Origin of the sequence: Chryseobacterium pennipullorum, assembly GCF_003384725.1 — a bacterium.
GTDB classification, from domain to species: domain Bacteria; phylum Bacteroidota; class Bacteroidia; order Flavobacteriales; family Weeksellaceae; genus Chryseobacterium; species Chryseobacterium pennipullorum.
In genome coordinates this window covers 104,551-119,455 of the sequence record NZ_QNVV01000010.1, presented here as the reverse complement: position 1 = coordinate 119,455, position 14,905 = coordinate 104,551, and the positions used below count along the sequence as shown (strand labels likewise).

Genomic DNA, 14,905 nt, shown 5'->3' with positions numbered 1-14,905 from the left:
TCTGTGATGGTAAGTTAATCTAATTCCAGCTGATTTTTGATAAGTTCGTAATATTTATTTTTTTTGCCCAGCAATTCTTTGTGTTCACCCTGTTCTATTATCTTACCGCTATCCATGACTATAATGTTATCTGCGTTTCTTACGGTACTGAGCCTGTGGGCAATAATCAGGACTGTTTTATTTTCAAAGAATATTTTCAGGTTGTTATGGATGATCTTTTCATTTTTGGTGTCCAGGGCAGAAGTTGCTTCATCGAGAATGAGAAAGTCAGGATTTTTGAAAACGGCTCTTGCGATGATAAGCCTCTGCTCTTGTCCTCCTGACAGGTTTATTCCATAAGCCCCTACTTTTGTCTGGTCCTTGAGAGGAAGTTTTTCGATAAACTCTTCGGAGTTGGATAATAAATACGCGGTTTTTTTAAGGCGGGCATACTCATCATTCTGTATTGTGTTTTCACCTGTAATATTTCTCTCGATGGTATCTGAAAACAGATAACCGTCCTGCATTACCGTACCAATATTTCTTCTGATACTCGATGAGGTGATATTTTTGATGTTGACTCCTTTGATGTAAATATCCCCCTGATAACGTTCATAAAACTTAAGGATAAGTTTTACAAGGGTAGTTTTTCCGCTGCCACTGGCTCCTACGATGGCCGTCACTTTATTCTCGGGAATTTCAATATTGATATTGTCCAGCACCTTATCGATATTGTTGTAGCTGAAGCTGACATTTCTGAAGATAATGGAATTTTTTTCTTGTATATTTTTAAGATCAGATGCTCTTTCGTCGTCTTCATCTTTTTGCTCTTCGATTTCACTGATCCTTTCCATGCTTAGCTTGGAATCCTGTACATTTCTGAAAAATGCGATCAGCTGATCAATCGGTGAGTTGAGCTGTCCCACAATAAAGGATATGGTAAGCAACTCACCCAATGACAGTTTATTGTTGATCACCAATAGCGATGAAACAAGAGTTATCGAAAGATTTTTAATCTGATTCAAAGCACTGAAAAAGATATACTGCTGCTGCCCGATCTTGGAAAGTCCCAGATTAAGCTTTAAAGCCAGTTTCTGATAATTTTTCCACTGATCCAGCTTTACGTCTTCCAGACCATTGAGTTTCACTTCCGTAATCCCATTAAGAATTTCAAAGGTCAGATTCTGAATATTTGCTTTCTCCTTAAAGATCAGATAGTCATACTGCCTTCTTTTCTTCAGGAAGTACAGAGAGCCCAGAACAGAAATTACTGTAATAGAAATGTACAAAAGAAATAGCTGTGCGTTGTATATAGACATCACGATCAGGTAGACAATAATCGTAACGACAGAAAAGAGCGAAGTAATACTCTGTGAAGTCATGAAGGTTTCAATCTTTTCACTATCCTGAATTCTCTGGTTATAGTCTCCCACTACCTTTGTTTCCAGGAAATGGATCGGCAGTTTGATGAGTTTTTTGAAGAAGTTATGAATGATTTCAATACTGATATTACCCCCAAGCTTGACCGTAATCCAGTTTCTGTATATTTCTGAAAAATAGATGCCGATATACAGAAATAATTGGGAGAGGATCAGATAATAAATAATCTTTTTGTCTGCATGAGCAATTCCATCATCAAAAATTTTCTGGGTAATGAATGGCAACAGGAAAGTGAGTACATTAATGATGAGCAGCGTACAGAATATCTTGAAAATTTCTTTTTTATACTTCTTTAAATATTGGGAGGTATATCCGAATAATGATGATCGCTGAGGTTCATTGCTGTTTATAAGGGTAGACGGATTCAGGACAACGGCCACTCCCTTATCATTCTTATACCAGTTTTTTTTGAAAACGTCAGTTGTTACAGTTAATATCCCATATCCGGGGTCAGCAATAACTGCATTTTTTTTATTGATTTTAAGAACAACGACATAATGATCGTTTCCCCAGTGTAATATATAGGGGAATAAATCCAGATTATTGAGATCATTGATGTCGGCCTTGATGATATGGGTGTCGAAGCCGACTTTTTCTGCCGCCTTTTTTAAAGAATTTATGGTTACACCCTGTTTGCCATAGTTGCATATTTCTCTTAAAAAATGGATGTCATATTTTTTTCCATAAAATTCGCTGATCATTTGAATACAGACCGGACCACAGTCCATTCTGTCTTTTTGATAACGAAAATTAAATTTATTCTTTTTAAACATCTATTAATTCATTGAATCTTTTATAAACATCATCTGTACTGATATCTTTTAAATCTTTTGTTTCGGAACGCAGATGCGAGTACCTTTCATTGAACCTGAAGCCAAATTCCACTTCGGAAGTGGGTCCGAATATCCCGATGGACGGTATCGCATATAAGTCTGAGATATGCAGGAAACATGAATCTACTCCAATAAAAAAATCAGCGGTTTCCAGATAAGCTGTGGCTATTAAAAAGGGCAGCGGCCGTCCGAAACTTAAAACCCGTTGCTGGTATTTTTCCTGAAGGTCTATCTGATCGAGACCAATAGGAACCAGGCAGATATCTGTATAGGTGTCCAGTATTTTTTCTAAAAATTCCCGGTACATCTCACTTTTCAAAGACTTTTCAGGCTCGCTGTCAAAATGGATGGCAACATACTTTATTCCTGAAGTTTTATTTTTCCTGACCTGCGGGGCTATTCTTTTATAGTTTTCGTCAAGCCGTGGAGGATAAGAATAATCCTGTATCGAAAGACTTTCATCGAAAACATGAACCATTCTGAAATAAAGATCGAAGTTATGAATGGCCGTACTGTACGCGATCTGATCCGTAAAGCAGGAATAGTAGCCTGCAGATCTTTTCAAAGAAGGAAGCTGGCTTAGCAATGTCTGCATGTCATTTTCATTGATCCATGTATTAAGATATAAAAACAGGTCGCAGTCTTGCATGTGTTCTGCCAATGAACCGGGATCAAACCTTCTTTCTTCACCCACCGAAGTAAATTCAATTTCAATTGTATTATTGAAGGGGAACTCACTCATAATATGGCTGTTTATTTTACTCTTATTATGAATAATGGTAAGTCTGCCGTTGAACACATCGTTGAGAGCTCTCAACGTAGGAAGTGCCATGATATAATCTCCAATTGCATTGCAAAAAAATAAGTAAGGATGTTTATATTCCATTACTGAAAATAGCTTCTGATGGTGAATGTGATATCTTTAAATGGATTGCCGGAGGTAGAGCCATCGTGAATAATATATTCCGTGGGAGCAATATAGCCTTCAAAAGGATTGATCCGGATGCGCAATACCGGGTATTCCGGATGTGTGGCTAAAAATTCAGTGACGATTTCGTCAACGGGTGCATCAGAGTCTTCAGTGCTCAGCTGATTCGCCGGAATATTAATAAAATAAAGATACCTGGCTTCTTTACCGATATTGAAACAGATCCTGTTTTTCGATTTTTTCCGTTCAGAAAGAGGTTGCCTGTCCCACGAATCAATGTGGAGCCCAACATACTGATCGTCTTGTTTGGTTGTTGTATATTCATTTCCCGGTTCTATCTGGATTCCCAGATTATGGATTTCCGAGTGAATTGATTTGGAAAGGACATAGCTCATCAAATCCTTGGCAAGAACTTTAAAATCATCATGGGCAACAGTTTTTTCAAGCTCTTCATAGGACTCAACAGCATTGAGGTTGATGTTTTTTATACCATTCTGAATGCTTTCGGGCAGTGAGATCACTTTGATGATCTCATTATACCCGAAGGACATCGCGTGTTCCTTTGCTGCGAATACAATCTCTTTTTCAGAATCAGATAAGCTTCTGAATGTATTTTTGGGAATCAACGCTCCCTTTACATATTTGTTATTCTGAGGAGATTCTGTTCCACTATTGATTGAAACGGTGTGTTCATCACCGTTTGAAAGCTCCGCTAAAATTTTGATCCCTTCCTTTAACATATTTTTTCTAATTGTAGACGGTGTCTAATACCGACTTGATTTTTTTGGTGTCCAAATATTCCATATTCTCCTTTTCTTTTATATCCAGCTGGTTTAAAAGAGTATTTTGTATGTAAGTGAACAGCTTAATAAGGTCTGAACAATAGATGGATGGATTGTCAAAGCCATTACCCGAATGATAACGGTGTGGGATAAAACCGCCCCCGCAAATCTCGAATATCGGACATTTCTGGCACTGAACACATTGCTTGTCTTTGTTTTTACTGTGTATATACAGGTCTATAATAGGCGTTTTGGTTGCCTCACTAAAAGAAGTCTGATTTACATTTCTGTTGGTTTTAGTGAAATTTTCACCACATATTTTCAATGAATCTACGGGTTCAATGTCGCCATTGGTTTCGATGACAAATACGTCGTTGGTATCTGTTCCGATATAATCAAACGAAATGTTTCCTCCTAAAAATACAATCAGTGAGTACCTGAAAAATCTGATGTCTATTGGCTTTTCTTCCATAAACCAAAGATCAAATATCTTAAGCAGCCAGTCGGCATAGGGCGTTTCTTCCCTTTTGTAAGTGAGGTCGTGCTTTATAGTGGCAGGTGCATTATCATAATTATGATCCGGTATCAAAAAATCTACTGAGTCTATTCCCAGATATTTCAAATGATTATAAGTTGCTACCGGATCAGAATTAACATTGATGACTGACAAAATGCTTACATTAATATCATGTTTTTTCAGAACATTGATGCCTTTAATAACTCTGTCGTAGGTGCCATGTCCGCGATGATCAATTCTGTTTTCATCATTTACGCTTTTGTCACCGTCCAGGCTAATGCCAATATTTATTTTATTTTTTTTAATAAAAAAGGCCCATTCGTCAGTGATTAAAGTAGCATTGGTCTGAATAGAAAAAACGGGATATATTTCCGGATACAGATGCTCTTTGATGGTATCGAGTATCTTTTGGAAGTATTCAATTTTTGTCAGTAAAGGTTCGCCACCATGGAATATAAAGTGGAAAGCTTTTACATTTTTTAAAGTACAGTATTCCTTGGCTTTGATCGCTAGATTTTTAACGGTTTCCAAGGTCATGTATTTGGGCTGCATTCTGTAAGAAGAATCCCCCATATTATACATATAGCAATATTTACAATTGATATTGCATCTGCTGGCGATCTTTATAACACTATCTATACTTTTCATGGTTGTTTTTAGAAAGGGAACAATAATAAATTGCTTTATTATCATTCCCTGTTATTTGAAAATGAAATATTAATTGCTTTCTTCCAGCCCTGTGCTTGTGCCCGGTTCTAATGTACCGCCTTTAGAGAATTTTGTTTTGATTTTCACCCATTCTCCTCCGGATAATGAATCTCCATCTTTAAAATCCTCAGCAAGAGATTTTAGAATTTCATTTTTTGAGTTTTCAAGAGCATGTTGTACCTCTTTAGCGTCATGTGTTACTTTAATGTTTTTCATGTTGTTGTAAATTAAATATTAATATCCTGTGACAGTTTATAGTCGTTTCACTTTTGGGACTCACTATATAGTTATTGAACCGGTTTTGAACTTTAACAGTAGAAATTAATCACTATTTCAAAACTAGAATATTACTTTAATCTGACAATAAAATGATCAACATCAGAACCCTTAAATTTACCCTTAAATTTTCTAAGGGTACCCCTTAAGGGCTTTATTTTGCTGATTATGAGTGTTTTGTAAAATAAATACCAGAGGTGTAAAAGATAAATGAGGACATAAAAAAGTGTTGTATTTGCGTAAAAATAAAGCGCTATTTAATTTTCGTATTGAGTAATGAGAAGCTCGCGGGAAGAAGTACTTAATTTTTCGATCTCTTTTTTGTTCCGAAGACCGGTTTTTTTATAAATATTGGAGAGATGTGAAGAAAGTGCTTTTTCAGAAATATTTAATTTCTGACTTATTTCGGAGTATTTTAGAGAAGGATTCTTTAATAATATTGTTAATATTTCCGATTCCCGGGTGGAAAGTTCCTGAAATAGTTTTTTCTGTTTTGTGGTTTTTCTTAGATTGTGTAAGAAAAAATCTACTGTAATCACAAAAAAGCCGAAACTGAAACCGGTTTGCTCTACCAGTTGGTTATCACCAAAAAGTAAAATGGTAGTTGGTAGAGAGACCAGTCCAATAAAAGCCAGGAATCCATTCACATCATGAAGCTTGAAGACTGTACTCTCATGTTTCCGGAATTTTTCGTACTGCTGTTTGAATATGCCCAATAAAATCAGACACAATATGGCCAGAAAAAAGCCCAGAAAGAGAATTCTGGAATGTTCCAGCGATTGGGTGATCGTATAGGGGAGAATGAAAAGGATGATGAGCATAAGTAACAGGAAAATACCTATGGTTTCAAGCGATATCTTTTTCTTGAACAGGGTGAGGTCATATTCATTTTTAATATACATCAGATAATGGTAGGCGGTGAGCACTCCGATGGTCCATGCTAAAATATTCTGCGCGATAATGTTGACTCCGAATTTTTGGTCGGGAAGTAATCCTTCCACCAAGTTATACGTGACGCCTGAGCTCATGACTGCAATATAACGTAGATAATAGTTCTTGCTTCTTTTCTTTTTTCTGTCAGCCAGCAGCTGTATGGCAGCGATGCTGATGAAGATCAGAAAAACAAGAATATAAACGGCAGTAGTGGGGTAGATTTCGGTATTAAACATAACTCAAAAAATATAGTGGATAATCAAGTTCGTGAGTTTCGTGAAAAATGTTGAACCCATTTTTTTTGTAGAATTCGAGGTTCTCCGGGGTGGTGGTTTCCACATAAATCAGCTCTTCAGCATATTTTTTCATGGTTTCTCTTAGTAAGGCAGTCCCGATGCCCATGCCTTGTGCTTCAGGGAGTACTCCCATGAGCCATAAATGCACAAAATTTTCTTTGGGATGATGGGCTTTTATCAGTTTTTCGCGGGCCATAACATCCGGAATTCTTTTTATTCCGATACAATGAATGACCAGCTGAATTTCCAGCCAGAGCTTTTTAAAACTAAATCTTCTATCTTCAAGATACAGAATACAACCTTTGCTGTCATCACTGATGAAAACACTGCCATCATGTAACGCCATGTCGAATTGATAATACATAAGTGCCTTTAATCTTTTTTCACGGCTTCCGCTTTTGTTAACCACAAAATTGATGGAATTGGGAATAAGTATGTTGATAAATGCCCTGTATAATATATCAACGGCTGTTTCGCGATCCTTGTAAGTTGCCTTGTACATTTTTATGGTATAAATTTTAGTTTTTATGGTTGCTATCTCTTTGTATATCACTGATTAGTGATCGTACTAGTACAGATATTCCTTTATTTTAACAATTTAAATGAATTATTTGTATCATTTAAATAGATTGAATGATATAAATGTAAAGAAAAAATGTGGCAGCAACAAATTCTATACAAATAGAATACGAAATGTTAATAAAGGAATGATCGCATAGTATAACAGGCGTCCATTGACGATAACAGAGGCAGGATCATTTAATAATAGAATGATATCTGACTATTGATTAAATGAGAAAAGCCTCACGGATGCTTCAGCGGTGTCAGCAGAAAAGCGTCTGTCCTGTCTGAATGGAATGATGCCAAGGACGGAATGACTTCCATCAGAAAGGAGCCAGATTTGCTGTCTGGCAACAACAGATAATTTTTCATCCCTAAAAAACTTTGAGACTTTCTTTTTCCCTGAAAAGCCCGTGGGATAAAATTCATCACCTTCCTGGTGTTTTCTTAAAATTAAAGGGAATTTGATTTTTGAGGGATCAATATACCATTCAAAATCTTTAGACTGACCTCCTGTAAATGCCTTAAGGTCGATGTTTACATTTGCTTCTGAAGGATCAAAATCATTAATCAGTAGGATTTCGCTGATGGTTTGCTCATCCTGGTTTCTGTCAAGGAAAATCAATTCGTCCCTATTGACGATTAACTGATAAGCTTTGGAGAAGAAAGTACTGTTGTTTTCAGCTGTGAAAATTTTGGGAATCTCTTCTTCGCGGTTGAATCCATATTTTTTCAAAATCTCAAACTTTACAAAATCACTTTCATGATTCAGTTTTTCTTTGGATACAATGGTGTGGTGTGCTTCAGATACTGTAATTGATTTTTCAATGGCTAAGATTTGCTGTTGAACAAAGTCTTTGGTCTGGTTCAGGTAAACGATACTTCTTCTGAAATTTTCAAGAAAATGGGTGTTGGTTTCCAATAATTGCGGAACAATCTCATTCCTGATTTTATTTCGCAGGTAATCACTTTTTTTATTAGAAAGATCTTCCCTGAACGCAATGCTGTTCTCCTCTGCAAACTTGTAAATTTCCTGTTTTGAAAATGATAATAGAGGCCGGAGAATTTGATTGTCATGAGAAGGAATTCCACTTAACCCATTGATACCAGAAGCTTTGGACAGGTTAATGATAAAGGTTTCCAGCTGATCGTTCAGATGATGGGCGGTCACCAGAAATTCAAGGTTTTCCTTTTCCTGAATTTCTTTAAAAAAGTTGTAACGGAGCTCCCGGGCCCATAGCTGAATGGAATTTTCCGGCTTTTTATCTTTTTCCGAAACTTCGTACAGATGAAATTTAATATGATTTTTCTCACAAAACTCCTGTACTGTTTTCTGATCAAGATCTGAATCTTCTCCACGCAGTTTATAGTTGATGTGAGCCACCTGAATACGGAATGGGAAATGTTGGGAATCACTCTGTAAGTCCCGGAATAAAGAGGCCAGAACCATCGAGTCGGCACCTCCGCTCACGGCCAGAAGATAGGTGTGGTTATGAGGATGCTGAACGAGATTTTCTAATTGATTTATAAAGCTTAATTTTTTCAACATATATGTTGAGAATTTCTTTTATGCAAAGATAACCGATATAATTCAATTGAATTTCCCTAACTTTGAGTAGTCTAAAAATGATTACTTATGAAGATTTTAAAAATTTTAGCAGTTTCTGCAATGGCGCTGGGGATGACATCTTGTGTCAGCAAGAAGCAGTATGATGCTTTGAGCATAAACTATAAGCAGTGTATTGAAAATATCGGAGAAAGACAAAGAGAAATTCAGGATTTGAAATCTCAGAATTCTGCATTGGCAGGGGAGAACAGCCTACTTAAAAGTCAACATGATGCTTTAAAATCATCACTTGATGCCTGTCTTTCCAACACCGGAAAGAGTTCTGCTAATATTGACAAACTGGTAGGAGAGATCAATGCTTCCAATTCGTATATCAAACAGCTGATCTCAAACAATGCTAAAAATGACAGCTTGAATCTTGCCCTGTCTAACAAGCTGAAGAGATCTTTGGATAATGTATCAGATGACGATGTACAGGTAAAAGTACTGAAAGGGGTGGTGATGATTTCCCTTTCAGATAAAATGCTTTACAAAACTGGAGATTACAACATCTTGCCTGCTGCTCAGGAAGTATTGGGTAAAGTAGCAAAAGTAATCAACGATTACGATAAATATTCTGTATTGATTGAAGGAAATACCGACAATGCACCATTGAATTCTCCAAATCTGCCAAGAGATAACTGGGATCTTTCTGCATTAAGAGGGACTTCAGTTGCTAAAGTACTTCAGACTCAGTTTGGAGTAGATCCTGCAAGAATGACAGCAGGCGGGCGTTCAGAATACAATCCGAAAGCTACCAATATGAGTGTTTCCGGAAGATCTGAAAACAGAAGAACGGAAATCATCATCATGCCTAAACTTGATGAATTCATGAAGCTTATGGATATTGCTCCAAAGAAATAATAGCTTACAAGCTTACAGTAAAATATAAAACAGGCTGTCTCTACTTTGAGGCAGTCTTTTTTTTGCAGGAGCTTATGCTATAATTGATGTAAGGGAAATAGATGTAATTGTCGGACATATTTTTTGGAAAGCTTAAATCCAGATCGGAGTTCTGTGTGATCTGGCTTCAGTCGGGTTACCTGATGTACAATAACCTTATTGACCAAATAAAATAAATCCCGAAGGAGAACGGGATTTATTTTTAATCAAATTAATTCTTCTTTTTTCAAGAGTGAAATAATTCGTTGTAAAAATGAATTGGATATTTCAGTCTTAGTTTTTTTGGCAGAAGATTTTGCTTTGCTTTTCAGCAGAACATTTTTTTGATCCTCATGGTTAGTTTGTGTTTCTCCTGCAATCATAATCTCTCTTAGTGTTTTTACCCCTTATTGTCCTTGCAAATCTAGAACAAATACCACAAAAAAACTATCCGTATTTTCCCGGTAATTGATATGGGATTTTCCCGGTTTTGAAACAATAATTGATGATAGAAACTTTATTCGATGAGGTTTGTTCTTGAATGGCTTTTGAAAAATTTATTGATAATTCATAAAATAAGTTCAAAAAAATCTACAATTCTATCAAAAAGAATATGTATATTTAAGTCTCTATACAAGGAAATAATACAGAGGTATCCGAAAATCTTAAAGAGTAGGAAATTAATACTAAACAAAATAATTATGAAAAATTTAAAAAAACTTTCAAGAGTAGAAATGAAAACTGTACAAGGTGCTGTTAGAGGGTGTAATCCACAGATATTTTGTACCAGCCCACAGACAAAGTGTTGCCCGGGATGGGTTTGTGCTGGTATAAGACAATATTGTATAGCGATATAATGATTTTTTTTAGATAAAATTTAGATATGGCTAAGCAAAAGAGAGGGATTAATGTCTCTCTTTTTTTGTATCTTCTTGTTGAATTGAAAAACTCGCTTTAAAATCCTTAAATTTGTTTTAAATTAAAATGGTATGAGTTTTTTTGAAGAAAAGAATCCTGAAATGGACAGATATTTGGAAGCACACGCTTCTTCGGAATCCGAAATTCTGAAAAAACTGAGAAGAGAGACTTACCAGAAGACGACACAGCCTCATATGATTTCCGGATACCAGCAGGGAAGATTATTGACTATTATTTCCCAGATGCTGCAGCCGAAAAGTATTTTGGAGATAGGAACATTCACAGGATATGCTACCCTATGCCTTGCATCAGGATTGGCAAAAGACGGGAAAATTACAACGCTGGATGTAAACGAAGATCTTGCTTATCTGCCGAAAAAGTATTTTGAGACCAGTGAATATGCCAATCAGATTGATTTTAAACTTCAGGATGCAAAAGAATTTCTGAAAGAAACGGATGAACTGTATGATCTGATCTTTGTAGATGCTGATAAGGAGAATTATGCAGAGTATTTTAGACTCATTAAACCTCATACCCAATCGGGCTCTGTGATTTTATTTGATAATGTTTTGTGGTATGGGAAAGTACTGGAAGAAAATCCAAAGCAGAAGTCTACCCAGTCTATTCAGGAATTAAATGATTTAGCTGCAAAAGATGAAGATTTTGAAAATCTTATTTTACCTTTGCGTGATGGAGTCAACTTTCTTCGCAGAAAGTAACTGAAATATTCAAGGATTAAACATTTAAAGAGATACACATCGTATTTTTACTCTTTAAATTATTCAATCTTTAAATTGAAAATTAATGAATAAAGGAATTTGTATTGTTACAGTAGCACCGGTCCGGGCAGAGAATTCTGACAGGGCAGAAATCGTTACGGAAATATTGTTTGGGGAAAGCGCTGATATTTTGGAAGTTGATAAAAACTGGACCAGAATAAAAATGCATTATGATGGCTATGAAGGCTGGATGGATACCAAACAGATAAAACCGGTGACGGATCAGGAGCTGGCCAGCAGAAAAGTGACTGTTGTTACGGAAGATTTTTCTTCAGTACTGATGAATGACGGGAAAACGTTGTTGTCGATGGGATCCGAAGTGGAATTTCCCGCTGTTGCATCACGAAGAAGTCATGATATCCGGGAAAGCATCGCCATGGCGGCAAGAGAATTCCTAAACGTACCCTATCTGTGGGGTGGAAAAAGCTTTTTTGCAGTAGACTGTTCCGGATTTACCCAATTGGTGTACAAGATTCATGAGGTTAAACTACCCAGAGATGCCTCACAGCAGGCTGAGGTGGGAGAAGCGCTTACCTTTGTAGAAGAGACCCGGCCGGGAGATCTTGCCTTCTTCGAAAATGCTGAAGGAAAAATTATCCACGTTGGAATCATGTTGGAGAATCAAAAAATTATCCATGCATCAGGAAAGGTGAGAATTGATACTTTGGATTCCACAGGTATTTTCAATAAAGAAATGAATAAGCACACCCATAAGCTGAGAGTTCTTAGAAGTGTTCTCTAATCTGCTTATAATGTATCAGAAAGAAATGTTCTTCTGTAGTTATTTTAATTTTGAATTCATCACCTTCTTTGCCTTTGATCATCGATCTCTTTAAACATAATTATGATGGCATTTCTATATGACCTTTTTATCAGTCTTCTTATTTTTGGGATGAAAGTTTTTTCACTCATCAACGATAAAACTAAAAAGGGAGTTGAGGGAAGAAGTCAATCCCTGGATAAAGTAAGATCCGCATTTTCCAAAACTGATAAAGTGATCTGGATGCATGCCGCCAGTCTGGGCGAATACGAGCAGGGGCTGCCTGTTTTAGAAAAGCTTAAGGCGCATTTTCCACAACATAAAATCCTGGTCACTTTCTTTTCTCCATCCGGTTATGAGAACGTTATCAAAAAACAACACCCAGCCGATGTCCTCTGTTACTTGCCTTTCGATAAAAAAAGCAGGATAAACAAATTTATATCAGAATTTACTACTGAACTATTTTTTACGGTGAAGTACGACTACTGGTATAACCTGCTGGCTGCACTTAAGAACCGGAATGTCAAAATCTACGTTATTTCTGCCCTGTTCTATGATAGGCAATCCTTTTTTACCTCTTATGGGAAATGGTTTGTAAAGCAGCTTCAGAACGATGTAGACTGGTTTTTTCATCAGACGCCGTTTTCTTTTGCTCTGGCTAAAAGTATAGGGCTCGTACAATCTTCTGTAACCGGGGATACCAGATTTGACAGGGTAAAGCAGCTGCGCCAGCGCAACAATCATGTTGATTTTATTTCAGGATTTATCGGAGAACATAAAGCTGTTATTTTTGGAAGCTCATGGCAGGCTGAAGAAAAGATTGCAGAAATGGTTGCCCGCAAAAATACTACGGTAAAAATGATCATGGCCCCTCATGATCTGAAAAGAGTGGAGCATCTTAAAAATATTTTCCCGAACGCTGTATTGTACAGCCAAATCAAAGATAATGATATCACTTATTTCAGTTCTCAGGTCCTGATAATCGATAGTATCGGTCTCTTATCAAAGCTGTATTCCTATGCCGATATAGCAGTGGTAGGTGGAGGATTTCATGAGGCAGGTCTTCATAACATTTTGGAAGCAGCTGCATTTGGCGTTCCTGTTATTTTCGGAAACCATTACAGAAAGAATCCGGAAGCTGACGATCTCATTTCAACGAACGGCGGAAAGTCTTTTGAAGATGAATATGCAGCGGCAGAATTTGTGTTATTCCTGGCCAATGAGGACAACAGTGAGGAGCTGGAAGGCATGTCTGATAATGCCCGGAAATTTGTGGATGATAAACCCGATTCTACGGAAATGATTATTCAGAAAATACTATCTTAAAAATCCCTGGCTTTTGATATCCTTCATAATCTGATCAATGTTTTCAGGAACCTTATCACATTCAAACCAGTTCATATCAAGACCACTGTTGATGCATAATTTTTGCAGATAATGATTCTCTGCTATTTTTTCTTCAATACTCTGCAGATATTCATCAATTTCCATCCAGTAATCTTCATCCAGTTTTTTAGCCAGAATAAGGGATTTGAATACTTTGTTGATGATATAAATATAGAGCTTATATACATTATCAAAGCGCTGTCTGCTCAGATCAGCATTGTGTTCCAGGATTTTATTCAGGAGAAGAAGATTCAGTGAAACGTCCCCGAATTTGTCAGTAGTAATCTTAACATGCTCTGTAATCTCAGCACTTATTTTACGGACAATACTCAGGAAGTATTTGGCGTTGCCTATATACTTTGAAGCGAGAAGTACTTTTTCTTCTACAATATCTTTCATTGCATCTCTTTTTTGATCCGTTGTTTCCGGATCAATGAGTTCAAAGTAAAGCTTCTTAGACAGGAGTTTGTCCTTTCTCAGAAGCCTGAATATGAGTTTATCCTTTTCAGGACCGGAGAAGGCGCTTAGTGCAGCTTTAAATTCTTTTGAATACTCCATCAGTTAAAAATTTTAGAATATTTCATAAATCCGTTTAAGGCCCAGTTTGCAGTATAATAAAGTGATTTCATGGTAGAGAATCCCATGAAGTCCTTATATACAAGATATTGATCTTTGATGATGTTTTTTTTCTTTCGTGATACGCTGTTTTCGCGCATTCTGTATTTGGCGAGTGTCTTTTTTAAGGGCATTCCCTGGGGGATCACTTTAAGGAGATTCAGCCACATGACATGATCTTCACGTTTGCTCTTTACAGGGAACAGAAACTTCCCGACCCGTTTCGTATCATACATGGTGGAAACAGGGGCCAGACGACATGTTTTCAGTAGATTAGAGAAGGTTACTACTTTATCTGCGATGAAATCTTTCAGTACAGGCTGCAGTTGCTCATTACATCTGGAATAATTGCAGTATACCAGTTCAGCCTGATGCTCCTCCATATAATCAACCATGGTTTCGAGGTATTCCGGATACCAGAAGTCGTCAGAATCCAGAAAAGAGATATACCTTCCTGTTGCCCTTTCAAGGCTGTTGTTTCTTGCATTTCCTGCTCCGCCGTTTTTTTCCAGTACGTGTAATTTTATCCTGGGATCATTGTATGTTCTGATAATCTCCACGGTATGGTCTGTAGAAAGGTCATCAGTAATCAGCCATTCCCAATTTTCATAGGTTTGGTTAAGGACAGACTGTATGGTTTCTTCCATGAATTCTGCAGAATTGTAACAAGGGGTGATAATGGATACCAGGTCTTTCATTCGTGTTT

The 14,905-nt window shown here is 36.9% G+C and carries 16 protein-coding genes; 5 read left to right on the top strand and 11 right to left on the bottom strand.

Features of this window, described 5'->3' with window-relative positions; all coding sequences use genetic code 11:
- Positions 1-14: 14 nt before the first annotated feature.
- The 8 genes from DRF67_RS12615 to tilS all read right to left on the bottom strand — a co-directional run bounded on the left by DRF67_RS12615 (position 15) and on the right by tilS (position 8,802).
- On the bottom strand, positions 15-2,192 hold the full coding sequence (locus DRF67_RS12615; protein ID WP_115928647.1) for a peptidase domain-containing ABC transporter: 2,178 nt from the start codon (positions 2,190-2,192) through the stop codon (positions 15-17).
- Positions 2,185-3,138 carry a glycosyltransferase family 9 protein gene (locus DRF67_RS12610; RefSeq protein WP_115928646.1) on the bottom strand — a complete coding sequence of 318 codons (954 nt, stop codon included), beginning with the start codon at positions 3,136-3,138 and terminating at the stop codon, positions 2,185-2,187. Before DRF67_RS12610 ends, DRF67_RS12615 begins: the two co-directional genes overlap by 8 nt.
- Complete coding sequence (locus DRF67_RS12605) at positions 3,138-3,920, bottom strand: hypothetical protein (RefSeq protein ID WP_115928645.1); 783 nt, start codon at positions 3,918-3,920, stop codon at positions 3,138-3,140. The genes DRF67_RS12610 and DRF67_RS12605 overlap by 1 nt, the downstream gene beginning before the upstream one ends.
- A gap of 7 nt (positions 3,921-3,927) precedes the next feature.
- Positions 3,928-5,127: a radical SAM protein gene (locus tag DRF67_RS12600; protein ID WP_165851792.1), complete on the bottom strand. Its 1,200-nt coding sequence runs from the start codon at positions 5,125-5,127 to the stop codon at positions 3,928-3,930.
- A 69-nt stretch (positions 5,128-5,196) separates the two neighbouring features.
- A complete protein-coding gene (locus DRF67_RS12595) occupies positions 5,197-5,403 on the bottom strand; it encodes a hypothetical protein (RefSeq protein WP_115928643.1) in 207 nt (68 codons plus the stop codon).
- A gap of 317 nt (positions 5,404-5,720) precedes the next feature.
- Positions 5,721-6,632: a helix-turn-helix transcriptional regulator gene (locus DRF67_RS12590; protein WP_115928642.1), complete on the bottom strand. Its 912-nt coding sequence runs from the start codon at positions 6,630-6,632 to the stop codon at positions 5,721-5,723.
- Positions 6,625-7,194, bottom strand: a complete 570-nt coding sequence (locus DRF67_RS12585; protein ID WP_115928641.1) for a GNAT family N-acetyltransferase — start codon at positions 7,192-7,194, stop codon at positions 6,625-6,627. Before DRF67_RS12585 ends, DRF67_RS12590 begins: the two co-directional genes overlap by 8 nt.
- A gap of 279 nt (positions 7,195-7,473) precedes the next feature.
- Positions 7,474-8,802: a tRNA lysidine(34) synthetase TilS gene (gene tilS, locus DRF67_RS12580; RefSeq protein WP_115928640.1), complete on the bottom strand. Its 1,329-nt coding sequence runs from the start codon at positions 8,800-8,802 to the stop codon at positions 7,474-7,476.
- Between the two features lie 87 nt (positions 8,803-8,889).
- On the opposite strand from tilS, the gene DRF67_RS12575 reads away from it, so the two are divergent.
- Positions 8,890-9,723 (top strand): OmpA family protein, encoded by an 834-nt coding sequence (locus DRF67_RS12575; protein ID WP_115928639.1) that lies wholly within the window; start codon positions 8,890-8,892, stop codon positions 9,721-9,723.
- A 245-nt stretch (positions 9,724-9,968) separates the two neighbouring features.
- Here the strand turns inward: DRF67_RS12575 and DRF67_RS21570 are convergent, their stop codons facing one another.
- Complete coding sequence (locus tag DRF67_RS21570) at positions 9,969-10,124, bottom strand: hypothetical protein (protein WP_165851791.1); 156 nt, start codon at positions 10,122-10,124, stop codon at positions 9,969-9,971.
- A 141-nt stretch (positions 10,125-10,265) separates the two neighbouring features.
- Here DRF67_RS21570 and DRF67_RS22055 point away from each other — a divergent pair, with 141 nt between their 5' ends.
- The 4 genes from DRF67_RS22055 (at position 10,266) to DRF67_RS12555 (ending at position 13,524) form a co-directional block, all read left to right on the top strand.
- Positions 10,266-10,598 (top strand): CCPGW family putative bacteriocin, encoded by a 333-nt coding sequence (locus tag DRF67_RS22055; RefSeq protein WP_115928638.1) that lies wholly within the window; start codon positions 10,266-10,268, stop codon positions 10,596-10,598.
- A 132-nt stretch (positions 10,599-10,730) separates the two neighbouring features.
- Complete coding sequence (locus DRF67_RS12565) at positions 10,731-11,378, top strand: O-methyltransferase (protein ID WP_115928637.1); 648 nt, start codon at positions 10,731-10,733, stop codon at positions 11,376-11,378.
- Between the two features lie 85 nt (positions 11,379-11,463).
- Complete coding sequence (locus DRF67_RS12560; protein ID WP_115928636.1) at positions 11,464-12,180, top strand: C40 family peptidase; 717 nt, start codon at positions 11,464-11,466, stop codon at positions 12,178-12,180.
- 105 nt (positions 12,181-12,285) lie between these two features.
- Entirely contained in the window at positions 12,286-13,524 is a 1,239-nt protein-coding gene (locus DRF67_RS12555) for a 3-deoxy-D-manno-octulosonic acid transferase (protein WP_115928703.1), read from the top strand.
- Here the strand turns inward: DRF67_RS12555 and DRF67_RS12550 are convergent.
- Together DRF67_RS12550 and DRF67_RS12545 are read right to left on the bottom strand one after the other, a co-directional pair.
- Positions 13,516-14,142 carry a deoxyuridine 5'-triphosphate nucleotidohydrolase gene (locus DRF67_RS12550; RefSeq protein ID WP_115928635.1) on the bottom strand — a complete coding sequence of 209 codons (627 nt, stop codon included), beginning with the start codon at positions 14,140-14,142 and terminating at the stop codon, positions 13,516-13,518. The genes DRF67_RS12555 and DRF67_RS12550 overlap by 9 nt on opposite strands.
- Positions 14,142-14,897 carry a glycosyltransferase family 2 protein gene (locus DRF67_RS12545; protein WP_115928634.1) on the bottom strand — a complete coding sequence of 252 codons (756 nt, stop codon included), beginning with the start codon at positions 14,895-14,897 and terminating at the stop codon, positions 14,142-14,144. The genes DRF67_RS12550 and DRF67_RS12545 overlap by 1 nt, the downstream gene beginning before the upstream one ends.
- Between the last annotated feature and the right edge of the window lie 8 nt (positions 14,898-14,905).

Bases quoted from the DNA above. Each gene is read 5' to 3' on its own strand.
- DRF67_RS12595 (WP_115928643.1), bottom strand. From the start codon at position 5,403: ATGAAAAACATTAAAGTAACACATGACGCTAAAGAGGTACAACATGCT.
- DRF67_RS22055 (WP_115928638.1), top strand. From the start codon at position 10,266: ATGAGGTTTGTTCTTGAATGGCTTTTGAAAAATTTATTGATAATTCAT.
- DRF67_RS21570 (WP_165851791.1), bottom strand. From the start codon at position 10,124: ATGATTGCAGGAGAAACACAAACTAACCATGAGGATCAAAAAAATGTT.
- DRF67_RS12555 (WP_115928703.1), top strand. From the start codon at position 12,286: ATGGCATTTCTATATGACCTTTTTATCAGTCTTCTTATTTTTGGGATG.
- DRF67_RS12600 (WP_165851792.1), bottom strand. From the start codon at position 5,127: ATGAAAAGTATAGATAGTGTTATAAAGATCGCCAGCAGATGCAATATC.
- DRF67_RS12590 (WP_115928642.1), bottom strand. From the start codon at position 6,632: ATGTTTAATACCGAAATCTACCCCACTACTGCCGTTTATATTCTTGTT.
- tilS (WP_115928640.1), bottom strand. From the start codon at position 8,802: ATGTTGAAAAAATTAAGCTTTATAAATCAATTAGAAAATCTCGTTCAG.
- DRF67_RS12550 (WP_115928635.1), bottom strand. From the start codon at position 14,142: ATGGAGTATTCAAAAGAATTTAAAGCTGCACTAAGCGCCTTCTCCGGT.
- DRF67_RS12565 (WP_115928637.1), top strand. From the start codon at position 10,731: ATGAGTTTTTTTGAAGAAAAGAATCCTGAAATGGACAGATATTTGGAA.
- DRF67_RS12545 (WP_115928634.1), bottom strand. From the start codon at position 14,897: ATGAAAGACCTGGTATCCATTATCACCCCTTGTTACAATTCTGCAGAA.
- DRF67_RS12560 (WP_115928636.1), top strand. From the start codon at position 11,464: ATGAATAAAGGAATTTGTATTGTTACAGTAGCACCGGTCCGGGCAGAG.
- DRF67_RS12615 (WP_115928647.1), bottom strand. From the start codon at position 2,192: ATGTTTAAAAAGAATAAATTTAATTTTCGTTATCAAAAAGACAGAATG.
- DRF67_RS12610 (WP_115928646.1), bottom strand. From the start codon at position 3,138: ATGGAATATAAACATCCTTACTTATTTTTTTGCAATGCAATTGGAGAT.
- DRF67_RS12575 (WP_115928639.1), top strand. From the start codon at position 8,890: ATGAAGATTTTAAAAATTTTAGCAGTTTCTGCAATGGCGCTGGGGATG.
- DRF67_RS12585 (WP_115928641.1), bottom strand. From the start codon at position 7,194: ATGTACAAGGCAACTTACAAGGATCGCGAAACAGCCGTTGATATATTA.
- DRF67_RS12605 (WP_115928645.1), bottom strand. From the start codon at position 3,920: ATGTTAAAGGAAGGGATCAAAATTTTAGCGGAGCTTTCAAACGGTGAT.